The following is a 17,035-nucleotide window of genomic DNA, read 5'->3' as shown; positions in this document are numbered from 1 at the left end:
CACTGCACGCCATCAGCGATTGGTGGCGTTGTTGAATATTCATTAGTACGGGGCTGGCGTTGCGATTAATCTGCTTTCCGCAGTCGCAACGCCAGCGCCGGACAAGCCGCAGCAGCCCGTCGGGCCTCGGCCAGCAGCGACTCGGGCACCGTCCCACCGCGAACGATCGGGTAGCCCCATTCGTCCACAGTGATCAGTTCCGGCAGGACGTCCGCGCACAAACCGTGTGCGCGGCAGGCGATCGGGTCGACCGTCAGGCGGGTCATGCCGCACCTGCCGTGATTCGGCACGAGCCAGCCGTCAGGTGGGCGTGGACGTCGGACGCGAAGACTCGGAGAGCGCTCGCGGCCAGGCGGACCGCTCCGTCCGGGTGGGCGCAGGCGCCTCGTCCAGTGAGGAGAGGGAGGCGGCGGGCCAGGCGGGCGGTGGCGTCCCGACCGGACAGCAGGTCAGTGAAATCCGCGGCGATGGCGGGGAGTCCGAACATGCACGGGCCGCATTGGCGGGCTGATTCGGCGGCCAATCCCGAGAGAATATTCCTAGTCAGCTCTAGGCCACAGTTTGGCTCTGCAAGCAGGTGCAGGGAGGACAAACCTGGTTCGCGGCCGAGCGGCAGGGGGTCGGCGAGGGAGCGCGGCATCCAGGTTCCGCCATAGCCGCCGATCAGGACTGCTTGTGCGGTAACGGATCCACCGGCGCGGGCGAGGATCGCGGAAATCGGCGTGTCTGCCGGGACTTCTAGCACACCGGGACGGGCGACAGCACCGGTGACGGTGACCAGGTCAGTGTGGACAGCGCGATAGCGGTCCGCGCCGATTCTGGCGACGATCGCGAATCGGGCCAAGGTTTCGACATTCTGGACTAGCGTTGGGCGGCCGCGCAGGCCGCGTTCGGTCGGGCGGGGGAATTTGCCGGTGGGGCGGGCATCGCCGGTGCCCAGGAAATGCACTAGCGCGGTTTCTTCGCTGGCGACGTATCGAGGCGGGACTGCGACCAGCTTCACCGGTACGGCATCGCGGCGTTCGGCCAAAGCAGCCAGGACGCTCCGGTTTTCTTCGTGCAGGCAGAGGAAAGCTTCGGTCGCGCCGACTGCGTTAGCTGCCACCTGGATGCCGTCCAACACTAGGTGTGGCGCGAGCTCAAGCAGGGCGCGATCCTTGCCGCTAAAGGGATCGCTCTCGCAGCCGTTGGCGACCACAATGGACCGACCTGGCGTGACGGAGCGCAGTTTCGCCGCGGCGGGGAAGCCAGCGCCGCCTCGACCGCGGATACCGGCGGCGTCGATTTCGTGGAGCAGCGCATCGCGGTGCACAACGGGGAGTCCGCCGTGGCCGGACAGATGGGCCGCAAGATTGTTCCGGTGCAAGGGAAGCACGTTCACCTCCGAAGTGGAGAGAGGCGGCGAGCCTCGGTGTCGGGACTGGTACTGCCGAACCGCACGCTCGCGGCGGCCAGGACGGCGATCAGGCAGGCGATGTCGAGTGCGATGAGCAGCGGACGCGCGCTGTCGGATGCCACGAGACCGATGCTGTGCGCGAGCGCGACCGGCCAGCACAGGTAAGCCAGCCAGTGCACCGCACGCCACAACCGCGGCGGGAGGTGAGTCCTAAGAAGACTCGTGACGACGATGGCGAGCAGCAAATCCACCGCTACCGCACCGATTCCGATCCAGAACGGTTCGTAGCCCGAGACGAACGGAACGACGACCGCGATCCAGCTCAGATCCACATAACCGTCGACGACCGCGAAGATGATGTGTGCGCCCAAGAACACGAGGCTGGCCAGGGCAAGGTTCCGGTGCAGGTCCGCGAGCGCGAAGCGGGGCCACCGTCGCGTCGCGAACCGTCCCGAGTTGAGGAAGCCGAGCACCACGACGGCGGTCGAGAACACCAGCGAGACGATTCCGGTGGCACGGCTGAAATACCAGAGCGCGGAACTCACGACACACGCTCCCGGCGTTCCGCAGGCCAACCCGCCGTCATCCGGACCGCGCCGCGCGAACTCACCAGCCGTGCGGGCAATCCGCGCGAGCCGAGCCAGTCCAAGGCCGCCACGCCCAGCACGACCGAAGCGGTGCTCGCGGTGTTGGCGTCCACACAGGACTTCGCCGCGACCGATACCGTCCGCCAGCACGGATCCGCCGATTCGCCCGTGCGCGGGTCGACGATGTGATGCACCACGCGACCGCCGCGGCGCCAAGTCCGCCGGGCCACCCCGGACGTCGCGAGGCCGCCGCTGGTGAGCGTGATCGTCGTGTCTGCGCGCGCAACCGCGTCGCTGTGGTCGTCGCCGATCGCCACCTGCCAGCCGCCTGCCGGAGCCGGGCCGGCGACAGCGAGGTCGCCGCCAAGGTTCACCAGCACGCCGCAACCGGTGCGACGGGCGATCTCGGCGGCAGTCTGGTCCGCGGCAAGCGCTTTCGCGGTCGCGCCGAGGTCCAGCGTCACGCCGCGCGGCAGCACGACAATCCGCCGGGCCGGTTCGAACAGCACCCAATGCGAGCCCGGCGCGGGGACTGGCGTCGCAGCGGGTCCGTCGGTGATCTCGGCGAAATCCCGGTCGTAACCGAGCGCCGCCATCGACCCGCCGACCGTCGGATCGACCAATCCGCCGCTCAGCCACGAGGCCCGCAAGGCAGCCGACAGCGCGTCGGCCAGCAACGGGCTCACCTCCACTTCCCGGCCTGCGGCGCGATGTAGTGCCGAAATTTCGGAATCGTTCCGGAATCGGCTGCATGCCCGATCCAGTTCGGCGAGCCGCGTCCGCAGCAGCGCGGTCGCCGGGCCGAGCGCGGCTTCCTCGGTGACGAGCACCCGCGCCGTCGTGCCGAGCGCGGGAAACGCCGCCGAATACGGCCTGGTCACGACGCACCCGATCCGGTGTGCGCGTGCCCGGAACCGGAGCCGGGGTCCTGCGCGGGCGCCTGCAGCTGGTCTTGGCCGGAAGTACTCGATCCGGTGCCGCTGTCGCTCGAGGAGGAACCAGTTCCGCTGGTGGACGGAGAGCCAGCCGCCGTCAGCCCGTATCCGATGCCTCCGGCCGCCGCGACTCCGAGCACCGCCGCGACCGCCGTGACGAACGCGGTCCGATGCCGGACGCGTGCCCGTTCTTCTTGTCGTCTCCTGATGTGCGGGTCCATGCCGGGTGTCCTCTCCGGTGGGGGGAACACCCAGTCTCAGCCGCGAATCTATGAGTCCGCTGGGAGCGACCTGTCAGTTTGCTTCCAGTCACTACACTCCGCGCATGGGCACGGTCCTCGCGTGGGCAACGCTGGCGGTGTGGGCCGGACTCGCGTTGTGCCACAGCTGGTTCTGGCGCACCGACCAACGTCTTCCCCCACTGGTCCAGCCGGAGATCTGGCCGTCCGTCGCCATCGTCGTCCCCGCTCGCGACGAAGCGGACCTGCTCCCGGAAACCCTGCCCACACTGCTCCGCCAGACCTACCCGGGCGACGCGCGAGTCGTCCTCGTAGACGACGGCAGCACCGACGGCACCTCCGACGTCGCCCGCTCGCTGACTGTCCCCAATGGACTCCCGCTCACCGTCACGAGCCCCGGCGAACCACCCGACGGCTGGACCGGGAAGCTCTGGGCCGTCGCACACGGCGTCCGCGAAGCAGGAACCGTCGACTTCCTGCTGCTGACGGACGCCGATATCGCACACGAGCCCGATTCGCTGGAAACCCTCGTCGCCGCTGCCGCCAGCGGCCGGGACCTGGTATCTCAAATGGCCGTCCTGCGCACCGCGACGTTCTGGGAGCGGCTGATCGTGCCCGCGTTCGTCTACTTCTTCGCGATGCTCTACCCCTTCCGCCGCGTGAACTCCGCCCGCTGGCGCACCGCGGCCGCAGCCGGCGGATGCGTCCTCGTCCGCCGCTCGGTGCTCGAACGCGCTGGCGGCATCGAGGCAATCCGCGGCGCAGTGATCGACGACGTCGCGCTCGCCCGCGCGGTCGCGTCCGCCGGCGGCCGGATTTGGCTGGGTTACGCGTCGAAGGTCCGAAGCGTCCGGCCGTATCCGCGACTCGCGGACCTGTGGCAGATGGTGGCCCGCAGCGCCTACACCCAGCTCCGGCATTCGCCGCTCCTGCTGGCCGGGACCGTCGTCGGGATGATCGCCGTTTTCCTCGCCCCGCCGGTGCTCGCTCTGACCGGCTCGTGGCAGGCCGCCGCGGCGTGGCTCCTGATGGCGGCGACGTTCGTCCCGGTCGCCCGGTATTACCGGCAACCCTTGGTCGCGGGGCTGCTGCTGCCGTTCACCGCGGCGCTCTACACCCTGATGACGCTGGACTCCGCTCGGCGGCGGACCGGGTGGAAGGGCCGCACGTACTGAGATAGCGACGCTCAGCAGCAGGTGTGGCATGCTTTCGGCATGATGTCGACCCGAAGGGGCAATGCCTCGTAGAAGGCCCGGCGCCGTGCGCGCCGATCGCCCCGGACCCCGCGATACCCCGATTCCCGGGATCAGCCGGAGAGCGCAAGCCGCCATCGAGTTCGCAGCGGCGCACGGGGGAACCGGGAGCGTTTCCCAAGCGCTTGACCGGTATCGAAGCTTCCTGCGCCAGCCTGGGCGCTGGCTGTATGTTCCGTGGACCGACTGTCCGTGCTGCGATCCGGTCGACGCCCGCGACGAGCTGGAAGCCGTCCTGCGAGCCTTGCCGCCCGGCGCCCGTGCCGAATTGCGCCGAGTCGTCGCTCCCCTTGACGAAGAGTTCCGGCGAAGGACCCTGCCCGACCCGACAGCGAGTTCGCTCAGCTCCTGGCACGCTGCCGGGTGGTGGCGGCAGCGCCTGCAAGAGCGGTGAGCACGTGCCCAGCTGCCCGCGAGAGCGAGTTCACACCACCCGGGGATGCACGTTCATACATCGTCGTGCATAATCATTCCTATGTCCAAGGTGCTCACTTCCCTTCCCGTCGGCGAGCGGGTCGGCATCGCGTTCTCCGGCGGCCTCGACACGTCCGTGGCGGTGGCGTGGATGCGCGACAAGGGTGCGGTTCCGTGCACCTACACCGCCGACATCGGCCAGTACGACGAACCCGACATCGCGTCCGTCCCCGGCCGTGCGCACGCCTACGGGGCGGAGCTCGCGCGGCTGGTCGACTGCAAGGAAGCCCTCGTCGAAGAGGGGCTCGCCGCGCTGACCTGCGGCGCCTTCCACATCCGCACCGGCGGCCGGGCCTACTTCAACACCACCCCGCTCGGCCGCGCGGTCACCGGCACCCTGCTGGTGCGCGCGATGCTCGAGGACAACGTCCAGATCTGGGGCGACGGCTCCACCTACAAGGGCAACGACATCGAGCGGTTCTACCGCTACGGCCTGCTGGCCAACCCGGGCCTGCGGATCTACAAGCCGTGGCTGGACGCGGCGTTCGTCGGCGAGCTCGGCGGCCGCAAGGAGATGTCCGAGTGGCTGCAGGCGCACAACCTGCCCTACCGCGACAGCACCGAGAAGGCCTACTCCACCGACGCCAACATCTGGGGCGCCACGCACGAGGCGAAATCCCTCGAGCACCTCGACACCGGCATCGAGATCGTCGAGCCGATCATGGGCGTGCGGTTCTGGGACCCGGCGGTCGAGATCGCGCCCGAGGACGTCACCATCGGCTTCGAGCAGGGCCGTCCGGTCAGCATCAACGGCAAGGAGTTCGGCACGGCGGTCGAGCTGGTCCTCGAGGCCAACGCGATCGGCGGGCGGCACGGGCTCGGCATGTCCGACCAGATCGAGAACCGGATCATCGAGGCCAAGAGCCGCGGCATCTACGAGGCCCCGGGCATGGCGCTGCTGCACGCGGCGTACGAGCGGCTGGTCAACGCGGTGCACAACGAGGACACCATCGCCAGCTACCACAACGAGGGCCGTCGTCTCGGCAGGCTGATGTACGAGGGCCGCTGGCTGGACCCGCAGGCGATGATGCTGCGCGAATCGCTCCAGCGCTGGGTCGGCACCGCGATCACCGGCGAGGTTACGCTCCGGCTGCGGCGCGGCGAGGACTACTCGATCCTCGACACGTCCGGCCCGGCGTTCAGCTACCACCCGGACAAGCTGTCGATGGAGCGCACCGAGGACTCCGCGTTCGGCCCGGTCGACCGGATCGGCCAGCTGACCATGCGGAACCTCGACATCGCCGACTCGCGCGCCAAGCTGGAGCAGTACGCGAGCCTCGGCATGGTCGGCGGCAACTCGCACCCCAAGCTGATCGGAGCCGCGCAGGCGGCCGCGACCGGACTGATCGGGGCGATGTCCGAGGGCGGGGCCGAGGCGATCGCGTCGCGCGGCCGGGCCGACGACGTCGAACTGCTCGACCGCGCCGCGATGGAATCCGGCACCGACTGAGCTTTTTCCCACGGATGCCCGCGCCGGAACACCGGCGCGGGCATTCTCTATACCAGCAGCCAGACCCCGCTAACGTCTCTATGTTCGGGCGGATCCTCCCGGCTAACGTGGCGGCGTGACCCCGATTTTTCAGCTGTCCGCCGACCACGTCACGGCCGAGGCAGCGCTTGACCCGATCGCCGCGACCCTGGACGGCGTAACCACCGACGCGACCGCGCTCACCGACCTCACCCCGGACGGTTTCGCGGCCCGAGCCGACCTGGCCCGGCGCACGCTCGCCTCGCTCGCGAAGCTGAGTCCCGAGTCCCGCGCGGACCGGATCGCGTCCGCGCATCTGCGCAACAGTCTCGAGGACGAACTGGCCTGGCACGGGCTGGACGAGCCGTTCCGCCAGGTGCAGGCGCACTTCGGCACGCTGAGTTCGATCGCCGATTCGGTCCGGCTGCTGCCGCGCCGCGACGCGGACGACTGGCACGTCCTCGCGGTCCGGATGTCCGGCGTCGAAACGATGCTTTCCGGCTGGCAGAAGACGCTGCAGGCCGGTCTCGACCGCGGGCTGCGCGCGGCCCGTCTGCAGGCACTGGAAACGGCGGCTCAGGCCGAGCGCTACGCCGGTGTCCACAATGCACTTGTCGAGGAGTACGGCGACGGGCCGCAGGCCGCCGAACTGCGTGCCGGAGCGGACGCCGCCCATCGCGGTTACGCGGCGCTCGCCCGGTTCCTGCGAGAGGACTACGCCCCGCATGCCACCGAAACCGACGGCGTCGGCGCGGAACGCTACGCCGTCGCGGCTCGGCTTTCCCTTGGCGCGGACCTCGATCTCGCCGAGGCGTACGAATGGGGCTGGGCGGAGCTTCAGCGCATCGAAACGGAAATCGCCGCCGAGGTCGCGAAAATCCAGCCCGGCGCGAGCGTGGCGGAAGTACTGGCACGGCTGGACGAAGAGTGCGCGGTCGACGGTGAAGAGTCCTATTTGGACTGGCTGCGCCAGGCGCACGACAGTGCGCTGGACGCGGCGGGCGAGCATTTCGACATCCCGGAACCGTTGCGCGCCTTGGACGTCGTCCTCGCGTACGGCTCCGCGTCGGGTTCGCCGTACTACACCGGCCCCGCCGAAGACGGCACCCGTCCCGGACGGACGTGGTGGCCGCTAGGCGGACGGAAGCGCTTCGCGACCTGGTCCGAGCTGACGACGGTGTTCCACGAAGGCGTGCCCGGACACCATCTGCAAATCGGCGTCGCGGGCCTGGCCGGAGACTCGGTAAGCCGTTACGCACGCGTCCATTCAGTGAGCGGCCACGCGGAAGGCTGGGCACTGTACGCCGAACGCCTCGCCGACGAACTGGGCTGGTTCTCCGAGCGCGGCACCCGGCTCGGCATGCTCGCCGGTTCCGCGTTGCGGGCCGCCCGCGTCGTGATCGACCTCGGCTCGCACCTCGACCTGCCGCTGCCGGACGGTTCCCGCTGGGACTTCGCGACCGCCTGCCGGTTCCTGCACGAGCGCGGACTGGCCGCGGAACACCGCGTGCACGCCGAAATCGTGCGTTACCTCGGCTGGCCGGGCCAGGCGATCTCGTACAAGATCGGCGAACGCGCGTGGCTTCAGGCGCGCGCCGAGGCCGCCGCCAAACCCGGGTTCACGTTGCGCCAGTGGCACCACGACGCGCTGGCCGTCGGGCCGGTCGGGCTCGAGGCATTACAAGACGCGCTGCGTTAAGCCTTGCTCTCGCACTCCGCGCACATCCCCCACCACGTGACCTCGGCCTGGTCCACCCGGAAACCGGGCACCGGACCGGGCTCGAGGCACGGCGCGGCGCCGATCGCGCACGGCACGTCTTGGATCCGGCCGCAGCCGCGGCAGACCAGGTGGTGGTGGTTGTCGTGCGTTTCGAGTTCGAACCGCGCCGGCGAGCCCGCCGGTTCGAGCGGACGCAGCAGCCGGGCGCCGACGAGGTCGTCGAGCACGTTGTAAAGGCCCTGCCTGGACAACGCGCCGACGGCCCCGTCGGCGTCGAGCACTGTCGCGATCTCCGCGGCCGTGACGTGCGGGGTCCGCGCGACCGCGGCCAGCACCGCACGCCGCTGCGGCGTGTTGCGCAGGCCCTTGTCGCGCAGGCGCGCCCCGAACTCGTCCATGGCCCGGATGGTACCCCCAGACTTGACCGAATCAATTCTGGCGTGCAGTGGCTCACAGTCCCAGAGTTGACCCGATCTTACATTTGACTGGATCAACTTTGGGGACTACAAAGGAGGCGTGCTCACGACCTCCGCACCCACCCCGTCCAGCGCCGACGCCGGCACCCGGCTCCGGCGCGCCGGCCTGCGCGTGACGACCGCCCGGCAGGTCGTGCTGGAAGTGCTGGCCGAAAACCCGCACGTGACCGTCGCGGAGCTGCTGCCGCTGGTCCGCGAACGGCTGTCGATGGCGTCCACGAGGGGCGTCCACGACGTGCTGAGCACCGGCGTCACCGCCGGTCTCGTCCACCGCTTCGACCACGTCGGCGTCGCGCAACGCTACGAGCTGTCCGGCTTCGACCACCGGCACCTGCTCTGCCGTCAATGCGGCCGGCTGGAGGCAATCGACGGCGCGCCAACGGAATCCGCCGACGAAGCGGAGTCCGGCCTGTGCTCGCGGTGCACTTCAGCCGAGTAATCCTCAGCGGAACGCGGCGATATTGCGAGCCACCCAGTCAGCGAAAGAGCGCGGCGGGCGGCCGAGAACCCGCTCCACATCCGGGCTGATGCGCAGCTCGGCCGGATTCGGCGAACTGAGAATGTCCAGTGTGTCGTCGGCGAGTTCACCCGGCACGCTCTGGATCATGGCCGCTTTCGCCTCGGCGCGGGTCAGTTCGTGGAACCGCACCGGCTTGCCGAGCGCGGCCGCCAGCACCTCCGCCTGCTGACGCGGCGTGATCACCTCCGGCCCGGTCAGCTCGTACACACCGCCCACATGCCGATCGTCCGCCAGGCACGCGGCCGCGACCTCGCCGATGTCCGCCGGATCGACGATCGGCACCCCGGTGTCACCGAACGGCGCGGCGACAATTCCCTGCGCGCGAACGGATTCCGCCCACCCCAGCGCGTTGGAGTCGAACCCGCCGGGCCGCAGAATGGCCCAATCGAGCCCGGACTCCCGCAGCACGTCCTCCAGCTCGCGCATCGCGATCCGCGTCGTGCCGAACGGCCTGGTCGCCACACCCAGCGACGACAGCAGAACCACTCGGCGAACCCCGGCATCCACGGCCTTCGCGATGAGGTCGGCCGGGTTGGCCCCGACGGCGTGCAAATCGCCGGACAGCAAGAGGAACACCGCTTTCGCGCCGGTCAGCGTGGGTTCGAGACTGGCCGGATCCGCCAGGTCCGCCACCACGTGGCGAGCACCGTCCGGCACCTCCGCGGTTCGCCGCGACACCGCCGTCACCTGCTCGCCCGCGTCGATCAGCGCCCGCACCAACGGCCTGCCGATGTTTCCGGTCGCCCCGGTCACCACAATCATGAATCGCTCCTTCGGTAGGAGCCCGACGCTAGGCCGACTTGCTTACTCTTCGTAAGGACATACCTTTGGGTAAGCTCGATACGTGACAGGAAGCGCACAGTTCACCCCGGCCGCCGCCGAGCCGCGTTATGAGGTGTTTCACACCGACTGCCCCGCGCGGGCCGTGATCGACCACGTGACCAGCCGGTGGGGCATCTGGATCCTCATCTCGTTGCGGGACAAGGAACTCCGGTTCTACGAACTGCGCGAGAGCATCCGGGGCATCAGCGAAAAGATGCTCGCCCAGTCCCTGCGAGCCCTGGTCGAGGACGGCCTCGTCTGGCGGCACGTCGAGCCGACCACCCCGCCTCAGGTCACCTACGGGCTCACCGAGTTCGGCCAGGAGGTCCGCGAACCGCTGGACGATCTTTTCGACCGGATCACCCAGCGGATGGACCCGCGGTAACCCGAATACCCTGGTCAGACCGGGCATTACCGCAGAGGTAATTTACATACAGACTGCATGTATGTATCTTCGCCAGCATGAACGCACACGAGGAAGTCGGCACTGCCCGGCACGTCAACCTCCCCCAAGGCGAGCTCCGCTACTTCGAACGCGGACACGGCCGTCCAGTCGTTTTCGTCCACGGCGTACTCACCAACGCCCTCCTCTGGCGAAAAGTCACCCCCACGGTCGCCGACGCCGGATTCCGTTGCCTGGCCCCAGATCTCCCGCTGGGTGCCCACTCGGTCCCGATGCGCTCGGACGCCGACCTCAGCGCCCCCGGCCTCGCCACCCTTCTCGGCGACTTCCTGACCGCGCTGGACCTGGAAGACGTCATCCTGGTCGCCAACGACACCGGCGGCGCCATCACGCAACTGCTGCTCGCGCGGTATCCCGAACGAGTCGGGCGGGTCGTGCTCACGCCGTCGGACAGCTTCGAATACTTCTTCCCGCCGATTTTCCAGCCGCTGCCGACCATCGCCCGCGTCCCCGGCTCGATGGCGGTGCTGGGCCAACTGCTGCGAATCAAGGCGCTGTACCGGCTGCCGCTGCTGTTCGGCTGGGTCACGAAGCGCCCGCTGCCGCCGGACATCGCGCAGGAGTACCTGGGAAAGCTGCGGAAATCCCCTGGCCTGCGAAGGGATCTGCGCAAGTTCCTGCGCACCGTCGACTCGACCCACACCCTGGCCGCGGCCGAGAAACTGCGTCACTTCAAGCGTCCGGTACTCCTGGTATGGCCACCTGAGGAGAAGCTCTTCCCGATCAGCCTCGCCCACCGCCTGGCGGAGGTGTTGCCGGACGCGGAAATCGTCGAGGTGCCGGACTCGTACACCTTCGTCTCGGAGGATCAGCCGGACGCGCTGGCCGGGCACATCACGCGCTTCGCCGCCGCCATGGCAGATTAGGTGCGTGCGACGTACCCAGCAAGAACGCTCCGACGCGACGCGAGCCGCACTGATCAAGGCCGCCCGCGACCTCTTCGGCGCGCGCGGCTACCACGACGTGCCAGCCGAAGAAATCACTCGCACGGCTGGCGTCACGCGGGGCGCGCTTTACCACCACTTCGGCGACAAACAGGGCCTGTTCCGGGCCGTGGTCGAAGTACTGGAACGGGAACTGACCGCCGAGGTCTCGGAAGTCCTCGATTCCGCGGCGGACCCGCTTTCCGGGCTTTCTTCCGCGCTGGGGGTGTTCCTGGATGCTTGCCTGCGCCCGGACGTCCGGCGGATCTCCCTGACCGACGCCCCCGCCGTGCTGGGCTGGGATGCCTGGCGTGACCTGGAGGCCGAGTACGGCTTGGGGCTGGTCGCGGAAAACCTGGCGGCCGCGCGGGAGGCCGGGTTGATCGTGGACACGCCGGTGGATGCTTTGGCGCAGTTGGTCTTGGCCGCGGTGATGGAGGCCGCGCGGATGATCGCCCACGCCGACGACCCGGGCCGGGTGCGGGGGGATGTGCAGCAGGTGTTTTCGGGGTGGTTGAGCGGGTTGTTGCTTCCTAGGTGAGGAGCCTGGCTGTGTAGCCGCTCGCTACCAACCTCTCGAATGCTCGCTGAACCTCTTCCGGAACGTCTTGGGGTATCGCGAATCCTCGCTGGGCGTAGACGCTGATCCGCTGGGTGTCGCCGACCAGCATGTTGATGACGCGGTCTACGTCGCCGATGCTTTGGAGGTACTCGTCCAGCGGCAACGGCTGGGAGGCGCACCGGACTTCGATCTCGGGCCAGAGCTTCTTGCACGTCGCGTAGGCGCGGCGTTGTTGGTAGGGGCGTGAGATCAGCGTCGCCGAGTTGACCTTGATTCCCCGCGCTGCCAACAACTCTCGGCTTCGCTCGATGTTGTCGCCGGTGTTGCGGGCCGTTGGCTCGACCAGGATCGCGTCGTCGGGAACGCCTAGCTCCAATGCGTGTTCTCGATAGTGCACCGCCTCGCCACGCGGGAATCGCGCCACGGTTGTCGGTGCGTTGGCTCCGGTGAAGAGGATCTTCGGGAAGCAGCCCCGCTGGTACAACTCCGCGGCGTAAGCGGCGACGCCGAGGTCGTGGCTGCCGAGCCCGATTCCGACGTCTGTGGAGCGGAGTCCGTGGTGCAGGTCGTGGTAGTCCCACAGTGTTTGGACATCGGCGCGGAGGCTCAAAGCCGGATCGACTTCTGGTTCATGAACTCCTCAATCCCCGACGGCCCCAACTCCCGCCCCATCCCCGAGCGTTTGATCCCGCCAAACGGCAAATCCGCCTGCGACCCGCCGGACTTGTTGAAATACACCATGCCCGCCTCCAGCCGATCCGCCGCGCGACGCAACCGAACCGGATCCGTGCCGAACACCGCCGCGCCCAAACCGAACGGCGAGTCATTAGCGATCTCAATAGCATGCTCATCCGAATCAGCAGAGAACAAGATCGCCACCGGACCGAAGATCTCCTCCCGGTAAGCGTCCATCTCCGGCGTGACATCAGTCAGCACAGTCGCGTCCAGATAAGCCCCCTCACCACGACGCCCACCGGTCCGCAGCGTCGCGCCCTGCTCCACCGCGCGAGCCACCTGACCAGCGACCTCGTCAGCAGCAGCGACGGAAGCCAGCGGCGGCAGCTTCGCAGCCGGGTCAGCCGGATCCCCCGGGACGTAATAGTCCGCGACCCGCTTGGTGAAGCGATCCACGAATTCCTCATAAAGGTCAGACTGGACAATAATCCGCTTAGGTGCGTTACAGGACTGCCCACAGTTACGCATCCGCGCGGTCGCCACAGCCTGCACCGTTTCGTCCAAATCCGCGGTGTCGAGCACCAGCAAGGGATCCGCGCCGCCCAGTTCCAGCACGCATCGTTTCAGGTTCCGGCCCGCTTCGGCCGCCACGGAGATACCGGCTCGTTCGCTGCCGGTCAGGGAAACGCCTTGGATGCGCGGATCAGCAAGAATCGACGGAACCTGACGGCTCGAGGCGAAGACGTTTACGTAAGCATCGTCCGGAACGCCTGCTTCGTGCAGAATCGCCTCGATAGCCAGCGCCGAACTCGGGCAGATCGACGCGTGCTTGAGCAGGATCGTGTTGCCCAGCACCAGATTCGGCGCGACGAACCGGGCCACCTGATAGCACGGGAAGTTCCACGGCATCACCCCGAGCAGCGCGCCGATCGGTTCCTTGCGGATCACCGCGGAACCGCCGCGGATGGCGAGCGGCTGGTCGGCGATCAGGTCCGGGCCGTGCTCCGCGTAGTAACGGAAGATGTCCACGACGATCCCGACCTCGCCGCGGCCCTCGTTGACGCGCTTGCCCATTTCCACCGTCATGATGGCGGCCAGCTCGTCCGCGCGCTGCGCGAACAGGTCCGCGGCGCGGGCGACGATCGCTGCTCGTTCCGCCACCGGACGGTCCCGCCAGCTGCGATATCCGTGGCCGACGCGTTCGATCGCCGCGCGAACCTCCGCGTCGGTCGCGTTCTCGATTTCCTCGATCAGCTGGCCCGTTGCCGGGTCGGTCACCGTGTACATCGCGGTCTCCCTGCGGTCGGCATTCTCGGCGACATCCTATTGCATACAGTATCCCGTGTATAGATGACGCAGGGTAGCTGATTCTTGACCGAGAGCGGGCGGCCGAGTATGGTCTAGACCACAAATCTCCCCACCCCCCCTCCGCCCGCGCTCCACCCCACCGCGGGCTCGTCGGTCGTGCCGTGGCTCGTCCGGCCGCCCTCCGGCGCGGGAGCGGGCCCGGCTTCGAAGGAGCCACCATGCCCCGCAAACGCACGATGCTCGCCGCACTCGGCGGCGCGGCCCTCGCCCCGGTGCTGATGCTGATCGGCCCCGGCATCGCCAGCGCGCACGGCTACGTCAACTCCCCGCCCAGCAGACAGGCCCAATGCGCGGACGGAACGGTGTCCTGCGGCGACATCAAATGGGAACCGCAGAGCGTCGAAGGGCCCAAGGGCCTGCAGAGCTGCAGCGGCGGCAACGACCGGTTCGCCGACCTCGACGACGACAGCAAGGGCTGGAAGGTCACCCAGGTCGGCACCCAGGTCACCTTCAACTGGGTGTTCACCGCGCGCCACCGCACCAGCGACTACGAGTACTTCATCGGCGGCACCCAGGTCGCGAGCTTCAGCGGCAACGACCAGGCCCCGCCGGAAACCATTTCGCACCAGGTCGACCTGAGCGGCTACACCGGACAGCAGAAGGTGCTCGCGGTGTGGAACATCGCCGACACCGGCAACGCGTTCTACGCCTGCATCGACTTGAACGTTTCCTGACCGCGCGAAATGCCGGGCAGCCGGGCGGAACCCCCGCTCCGGCTGCCCGGTGTTTCATCCGGCGAACGCCTCGGCGACGGCGAGGCTGTCTTCGTAAACGTGATACCGGGTGATCAATCCGCCGTCGACGGTCACGTGCACCGCGAAGGTCGTCGCGAAACGCTTGCCGGTCAGCTTGACAGTCTGGGCACTCGTTCCGACGAGCACCGCGTCCGGGCCGTGGACCAGGATTCGGTCGACCCGAACTTCTTCGGGAGCACAGGCGCTTCCGAGCGTCCGAAAGTGGTCCGCGACGTCCGCCCGGGTGGAGCGGGGGCGGATCCACGGCACAGCGGGATGCTCCGGTTCCGGCCAGCTCACCCGCCAGTCGACCGGTTCCGCGAAAAGCTCCGCGATCCGATCCGGGTCGCCCTGCGCGAGCCTGCGCACGAATTCGTCCGCCGTCGTGCGGGCGTCCGGAAACGCGGGAAGCGGCGGCTCGGCGAACTGGCAGTCGCGCCGGATGCGGCCGTCCTCGCCCAGTTCAGCCACGACGAAGCCGGTCCAGGCGACCTCCCCGCCCGCCGCGGGGACCATGCAGGTGCTGAACCGGACCACGCCGTGATGGCCCACCGCGTCTCCGGCGGACCGGAACACAAACCCCGCCCCGCCAACGAATTCCTCGAAAGCCTCATCGACCCGGCGCTCGAGTTCCCGATGGCCTCGATAATCCGCGGCCTCGGTGAACTGGACCCCGTCCTCGGCCCACAACGAGGCGATCGCCGCGCGGCGGGCGGCCGGGTCGGATTCGTTCCACACTGCGACATACCGGTCGGCGAACGCGCCGGCGTCAATCTCGTGATCCATGCCCGGACGCTAACCGCGCTCCACTGACATCCTGTGTCAGCGGAACGACGCCTCCGCGCTCTTCTTGCCGACCAGGAACCACAGCACCGGCCCGATGAACGGCGCGCAGAACGCGAAGATCACCCACACGAACTTCATCCCGCCGCCGAGCGGACTGCCGAGCACGCTCACCAGCGCGCCGAGGAACAGCAGGACCGGAAACGCCACCAGCGCCATCATCCCGGCGACGGCGGCGAAGTGCAGGCCTTGATGGACAGTGTCGGCCAGGACGGCGGTCATCAGGAGTTTCCTCTCTCACAGCGGGCTGAAGCCCATTGTGCGAGCCGAACCGCCTCGCCCGGATCGGCTTGACGGCTCGATCCGGGTACCGCTTAAGTCGTACATGCGTCCACTGTGGACATCAGGCTCCGAACAACTCGAGCAAAGCCGCCGGTGCGTCAGCGCGGAAACAGCTCTCGAGACTTTGCGCCGACTCCGCCGCGGATTTCGCGCTGCGCGGGAACAACGCAGCCTCGTACTCGGCGAGCGCACGTTCGACGTCGCCCGGGTGCCGGGCCAGCGCGAGCCCCAACTCGGCACCGTCGAGCATGGCGAGGTTCGCGCCCTCCCCGGCGAACGGTGACATCAGGTGCGCGGCGTCGCCGACGAGCGTGACGCCGGGCACCCGCGCCCACGAATGCTCGACGGGGAGCGCGTGGATCAGCCGCGGGACCAGGTCGCCGTCCGCGTCCGTGACCAGCGCACGGAGCTGGTCAGACCAGCCGTCGAAGTGACTCAGCACGGCGGCCTTGGCGGCGTCGCGATCAGTGAAGTCGATGGACGCGGCCCAGGCTTCCGGGACACGCACGGCGGCGTAGACGTGGAGGCTGCCGTCCGGTTCGCGGTGCGCGAGAAAGCCTTTGTCCTCGCCGAGCGCGAAGCTCATGCCGCCGCCGAGGAGAGCCGCCGCCTCTGGGTGCCGGGAATCGGCGTCGAGGAGGTCGATCTCGACGAACGAGATCCCGGTGTAGGCCGGTTTCTCCGGCGAGACCAGCGGACGGATCCGCGACCAGGCGCCGTCGGCTCCGACGAGCACGTCCGTGGTGAGCGACGTGCCGTCAGCGAGGGTGAGGCGATGCCGCCCGTCAGCGAGCGACTCCGCGGCGGCGACCTTCGTGCCCCAGCGGACGGTGCCTTCCGGCAGCGAGCTGAGGAGGAGGTCGCGCAGGGCCCCACGGTCGATCTCCGGGCGCCCGCCACTGCCGTCGTCCGCTTCGGAGAAGAGGAGGGCAGCGGTCCGGTCGTAGACGCGGGTCTCCTGGCCCCCGGAGTGGACCAGGGCACGGAATTCCTCGTGCAGACCGGCGGCGCGGAGGGCGACCTGGCCGGAGTCGTCGTGGATGTCGAGCATGCCGCCCTGCGCGCGGGCGGACGGGGAGGCGTCGAGGTCTAGGACGGTGGCTTCGATGCCGTGGACGTGCAGGACGCGGGCGAGGCTGAGACCGCCGAGGCCGGCGCCGACGATGGTGATGTTCATGAGGTGCTCCGTTTCTCTTTCGTGGGTGACTTGCTCGAGCTTAACGAACATGTTCGTTACGAACAAGTTCGCGATGGAGTGACGGTCGTCAACCGCCCCCGCGTCCGCGTTGGCAGCA

General features: G+C 68.6%; 20 protein-coding genes. 8 read left to right on the top strand and 12 right to left on the bottom strand.

What is annotated here, in order from left to right:
* Window positions 1–65: 65 nt before the first annotated feature.
* Genes ABZX37_RS29780 through ABZX37_RS29760 form a run of 5 tightly spaced genes read right to left on the bottom strand, consistent with a single transcriptional unit; the run spans window position 66 to window position 3,139 of the window.
* Window positions 66–266 carry a ferredoxin gene (locus tag ABZX37_RS29780; RefSeq protein ID WP_354745077.1) on the bottom strand — a complete coding sequence of 67 codons (201 nt, stop codon included), beginning with the start codon at window positions 264–266 and terminating at the stop codon, window positions 66–68.
* Entirely contained in the window at window positions 263–1,381 is a 1,119-nt protein-coding gene (locus tag ABZX37_RS29775; RefSeq protein ID WP_354745075.1) for an NADH-ubiquinone oxidoreductase-F iron-sulfur binding region domain-containing protein, read from the bottom strand. The genes ABZX37_RS29780 and ABZX37_RS29775 overlap by 4 nt, the downstream gene beginning before the upstream one ends.
* Window positions 1,378–1,941, bottom strand: a complete 564-nt coding sequence (locus tag ABZX37_RS29770) for a ferric reductase-like transmembrane domain-containing protein (RefSeq protein WP_354745073.1) — start codon at window positions 1,939–1,941, stop codon at window positions 1,378–1,380. Before ABZX37_RS29770 ends, ABZX37_RS29775 begins: the two co-directional genes overlap by 4 nt.
* Window positions 1,938–2,864: an FAD:protein FMN transferase gene (locus tag ABZX37_RS29765; RefSeq protein ID WP_354745071.1), complete on the bottom strand. Its 927-nt coding sequence runs from the start codon at window positions 2,862–2,864 to the stop codon at window positions 1,938–1,940. Before ABZX37_RS29765 ends, ABZX37_RS29770 begins: the two co-directional genes overlap by 4 nt.
* Window positions 2,861–3,139 carry a hypothetical protein gene (locus ABZX37_RS29760; RefSeq protein ID WP_354745069.1) on the bottom strand — a complete coding sequence of 93 codons (279 nt, stop codon included), beginning with the start codon at window positions 3,137–3,139 and terminating at the stop codon, window positions 2,861–2,863. Before ABZX37_RS29760 ends, ABZX37_RS29765 begins: the two co-directional genes overlap by 4 nt.
* 104 nt (window positions 3,140–3,243) lie before the next feature.
* On the opposite strand from ABZX37_RS29760, the gene ABZX37_RS29755 reads away from it, so the two are divergent.
* From ABZX37_RS29755 to ABZX37_RS29745, 3 genes are all read left to right on the top strand, one after another.
* A complete protein-coding gene (locus ABZX37_RS29755; RefSeq protein WP_354745067.1) occupies window positions 3,244–4,332 on the top strand; it encodes a glycosyltransferase in 1,089 nt (362 codons plus the stop codon).
* A gap of 553 nt (window positions 4,333–4,885) precedes the next feature.
* Window positions 4,886–6,334, top strand: coding sequence for an argininosuccinate synthase (gene argG / locus ABZX37_RS29750; RefSeq protein ID WP_354745065.1), 1,449 nt, complete (start codon window positions 4,886–4,888; stop codon window positions 6,332–6,334).
* Window positions 6,335–6,449: 115 nt separating this feature from the next.
* The gene (locus ABZX37_RS29745) at window positions 6,450–8,051 is read left to right on the top strand and encodes a DUF885 domain-containing protein (RefSeq protein ID WP_354745064.1); all 1,602 of its coding nucleotides are present in this window, start codon (window positions 6,450–6,452) and stop codon (window positions 8,049–8,051) included.
* On the opposite strand, the gene ABZX37_RS29740 is transcribed toward ABZX37_RS29745, so the two are convergent.
* On the bottom strand, window positions 8,048–8,470 hold the full coding sequence (locus tag ABZX37_RS29740) for a Fur family transcriptional regulator (RefSeq protein ID WP_354745062.1): 423 nt from the start codon (window positions 8,468–8,470) through the stop codon (window positions 8,048–8,050). The two genes, ABZX37_RS29745 and ABZX37_RS29740, sit on opposite strands and share 4 nt — an antisense overlap.
* Before the next feature lie 118 nt (window positions 8,471–8,588).
* Here ABZX37_RS29740 and ABZX37_RS29735 point away from each other — a divergent pair, with 118 nt between their 5' ends.
* Window positions 8,589–8,987, top strand: coding sequence for a transcriptional repressor (locus ABZX37_RS29735; protein WP_354745060.1), 399 nt, complete (start codon window positions 8,589–8,591; stop codon window positions 8,985–8,987).
* Between the two features lie 3 nt (window positions 8,988–8,990).
* Here the strand turns inward: ABZX37_RS29735 and ABZX37_RS29730 are convergent, their stop codons facing one another.
* Complete coding sequence (locus ABZX37_RS29730) at window positions 8,991–9,830, bottom strand: NAD(P)H-binding protein (RefSeq protein ID WP_354745058.1); 840 nt, start codon at window positions 9,828–9,830, stop codon at window positions 8,991–8,993.
* 82 nt (window positions 9,831–9,912) lie between these two features.
* On the opposite strand from ABZX37_RS29730, the gene ABZX37_RS29725 reads away from it, so the two are divergent.
* From ABZX37_RS29725 to ABZX37_RS29715, 3 genes are all read left to right on the top strand, one after another.
* Window positions 9,913–10,275: a helix-turn-helix domain-containing protein gene (locus ABZX37_RS29725; protein ID WP_354745056.1), complete on the top strand. Its 363-nt coding sequence runs from the start codon at window positions 9,913–9,915 to the stop codon at window positions 10,273–10,275.
* Window positions 10,276–10,352: 77 nt separating this feature from the next.
* Window positions 10,353–11,219, top strand: coding sequence for an alpha/beta hydrolase (locus tag ABZX37_RS29720; protein ID WP_354745054.1), 867 nt, complete (start codon window positions 10,353–10,355; stop codon window positions 11,217–11,219).
* Between the two features lie 4 nt (window positions 11,220–11,223).
* On the top strand, window positions 11,224–11,817 hold the full coding sequence (locus ABZX37_RS29715) for a TetR/AcrR family transcriptional regulator (RefSeq protein WP_344272188.1): 594 nt from the start codon (window positions 11,224–11,226) through the stop codon (window positions 11,815–11,817).
* Here the strand turns inward: ABZX37_RS29715 and ABZX37_RS29710 are convergent.
* On the bottom strand, window positions 11,810–12,448 hold the full coding sequence (locus ABZX37_RS29710) for a YdcF family protein (RefSeq protein WP_354745053.1): 639 nt from the start codon (window positions 12,446–12,448) through the stop codon (window positions 11,810–11,812). The two genes, ABZX37_RS29715 and ABZX37_RS29710, sit on opposite strands and share 8 nt — an antisense overlap.
* A complete protein-coding gene (locus tag ABZX37_RS29705) occupies window positions 12,445–13,800 on the bottom strand; it encodes an NAD-dependent succinate-semialdehyde dehydrogenase (protein ID WP_354745051.1) in 1,356 nt (451 codons plus the stop codon). Before ABZX37_RS29705 ends, ABZX37_RS29710 begins: the two co-directional genes overlap by 4 nt.
* A 239-nt stretch (window positions 13,801–14,039) precedes the next feature.
* On the opposite strand from ABZX37_RS29705, the gene ABZX37_RS29700 reads away from it, so the two are divergent.
* Window positions 14,040–14,555: a lytic polysaccharide monooxygenase auxiliary activity family 9 protein gene (locus ABZX37_RS29700; protein WP_354745049.1), complete on the top strand. Its 516-nt coding sequence runs from the start codon at window positions 14,040–14,042 to the stop codon at window positions 14,553–14,555.
* A gap of 54 nt (window positions 14,556–14,609) precedes the next feature.
* Here ABZX37_RS29700 and ABZX37_RS29695 read toward each other — a convergent pair whose 3' ends face one another.
* The 3 genes from ABZX37_RS29695 to ABZX37_RS29685 form a co-directional block, all read right to left on the bottom strand.
* The gene (locus ABZX37_RS29695; RefSeq protein WP_354745047.1) at window positions 14,610–15,401 is read right to left on the bottom strand and encodes a nuclear transport factor 2 family protein; all 792 of its coding nucleotides are present in this window, start codon (window positions 15,399–15,401) and stop codon (window positions 14,610–14,612) included.
* A 36-nt stretch (window positions 15,402–15,437) separates the two neighbouring features.
* Window positions 15,438–15,680 carry a PLDc N-terminal domain-containing protein gene (locus ABZX37_RS29690; protein WP_354745045.1) on the bottom strand — a complete coding sequence of 81 codons (243 nt, stop codon included), beginning with the start codon at window positions 15,678–15,680 and terminating at the stop codon, window positions 15,438–15,440.
* Between the two features lie 121 nt (window positions 15,681–15,801).
* Window positions 15,802–16,917 (bottom strand): NAD(P)/FAD-dependent oxidoreductase, encoded by a 1,116-nt coding sequence (locus ABZX37_RS29685; protein ID WP_354745043.1) that lies wholly within the window; start codon window positions 16,915–16,917, stop codon window positions 15,802–15,804.
* Between the last annotated feature and the right edge of the window lie 118 nt (window positions 16,918–17,035).

It is taken from the genome of Amycolatopsis sp. NPDC004079 (assembly GCF_040610415.1).
Lineage (GTDB): Bacteria > Actinomycetota > Actinomycetes > Mycobacteriales > Pseudonocardiaceae > Amycolatopsis > Amycolatopsis halotolerans.
Note: the sequence above shows the minus strand (reverse complement) of the source record. Positions and strands in the feature narration are given on the sequence as shown.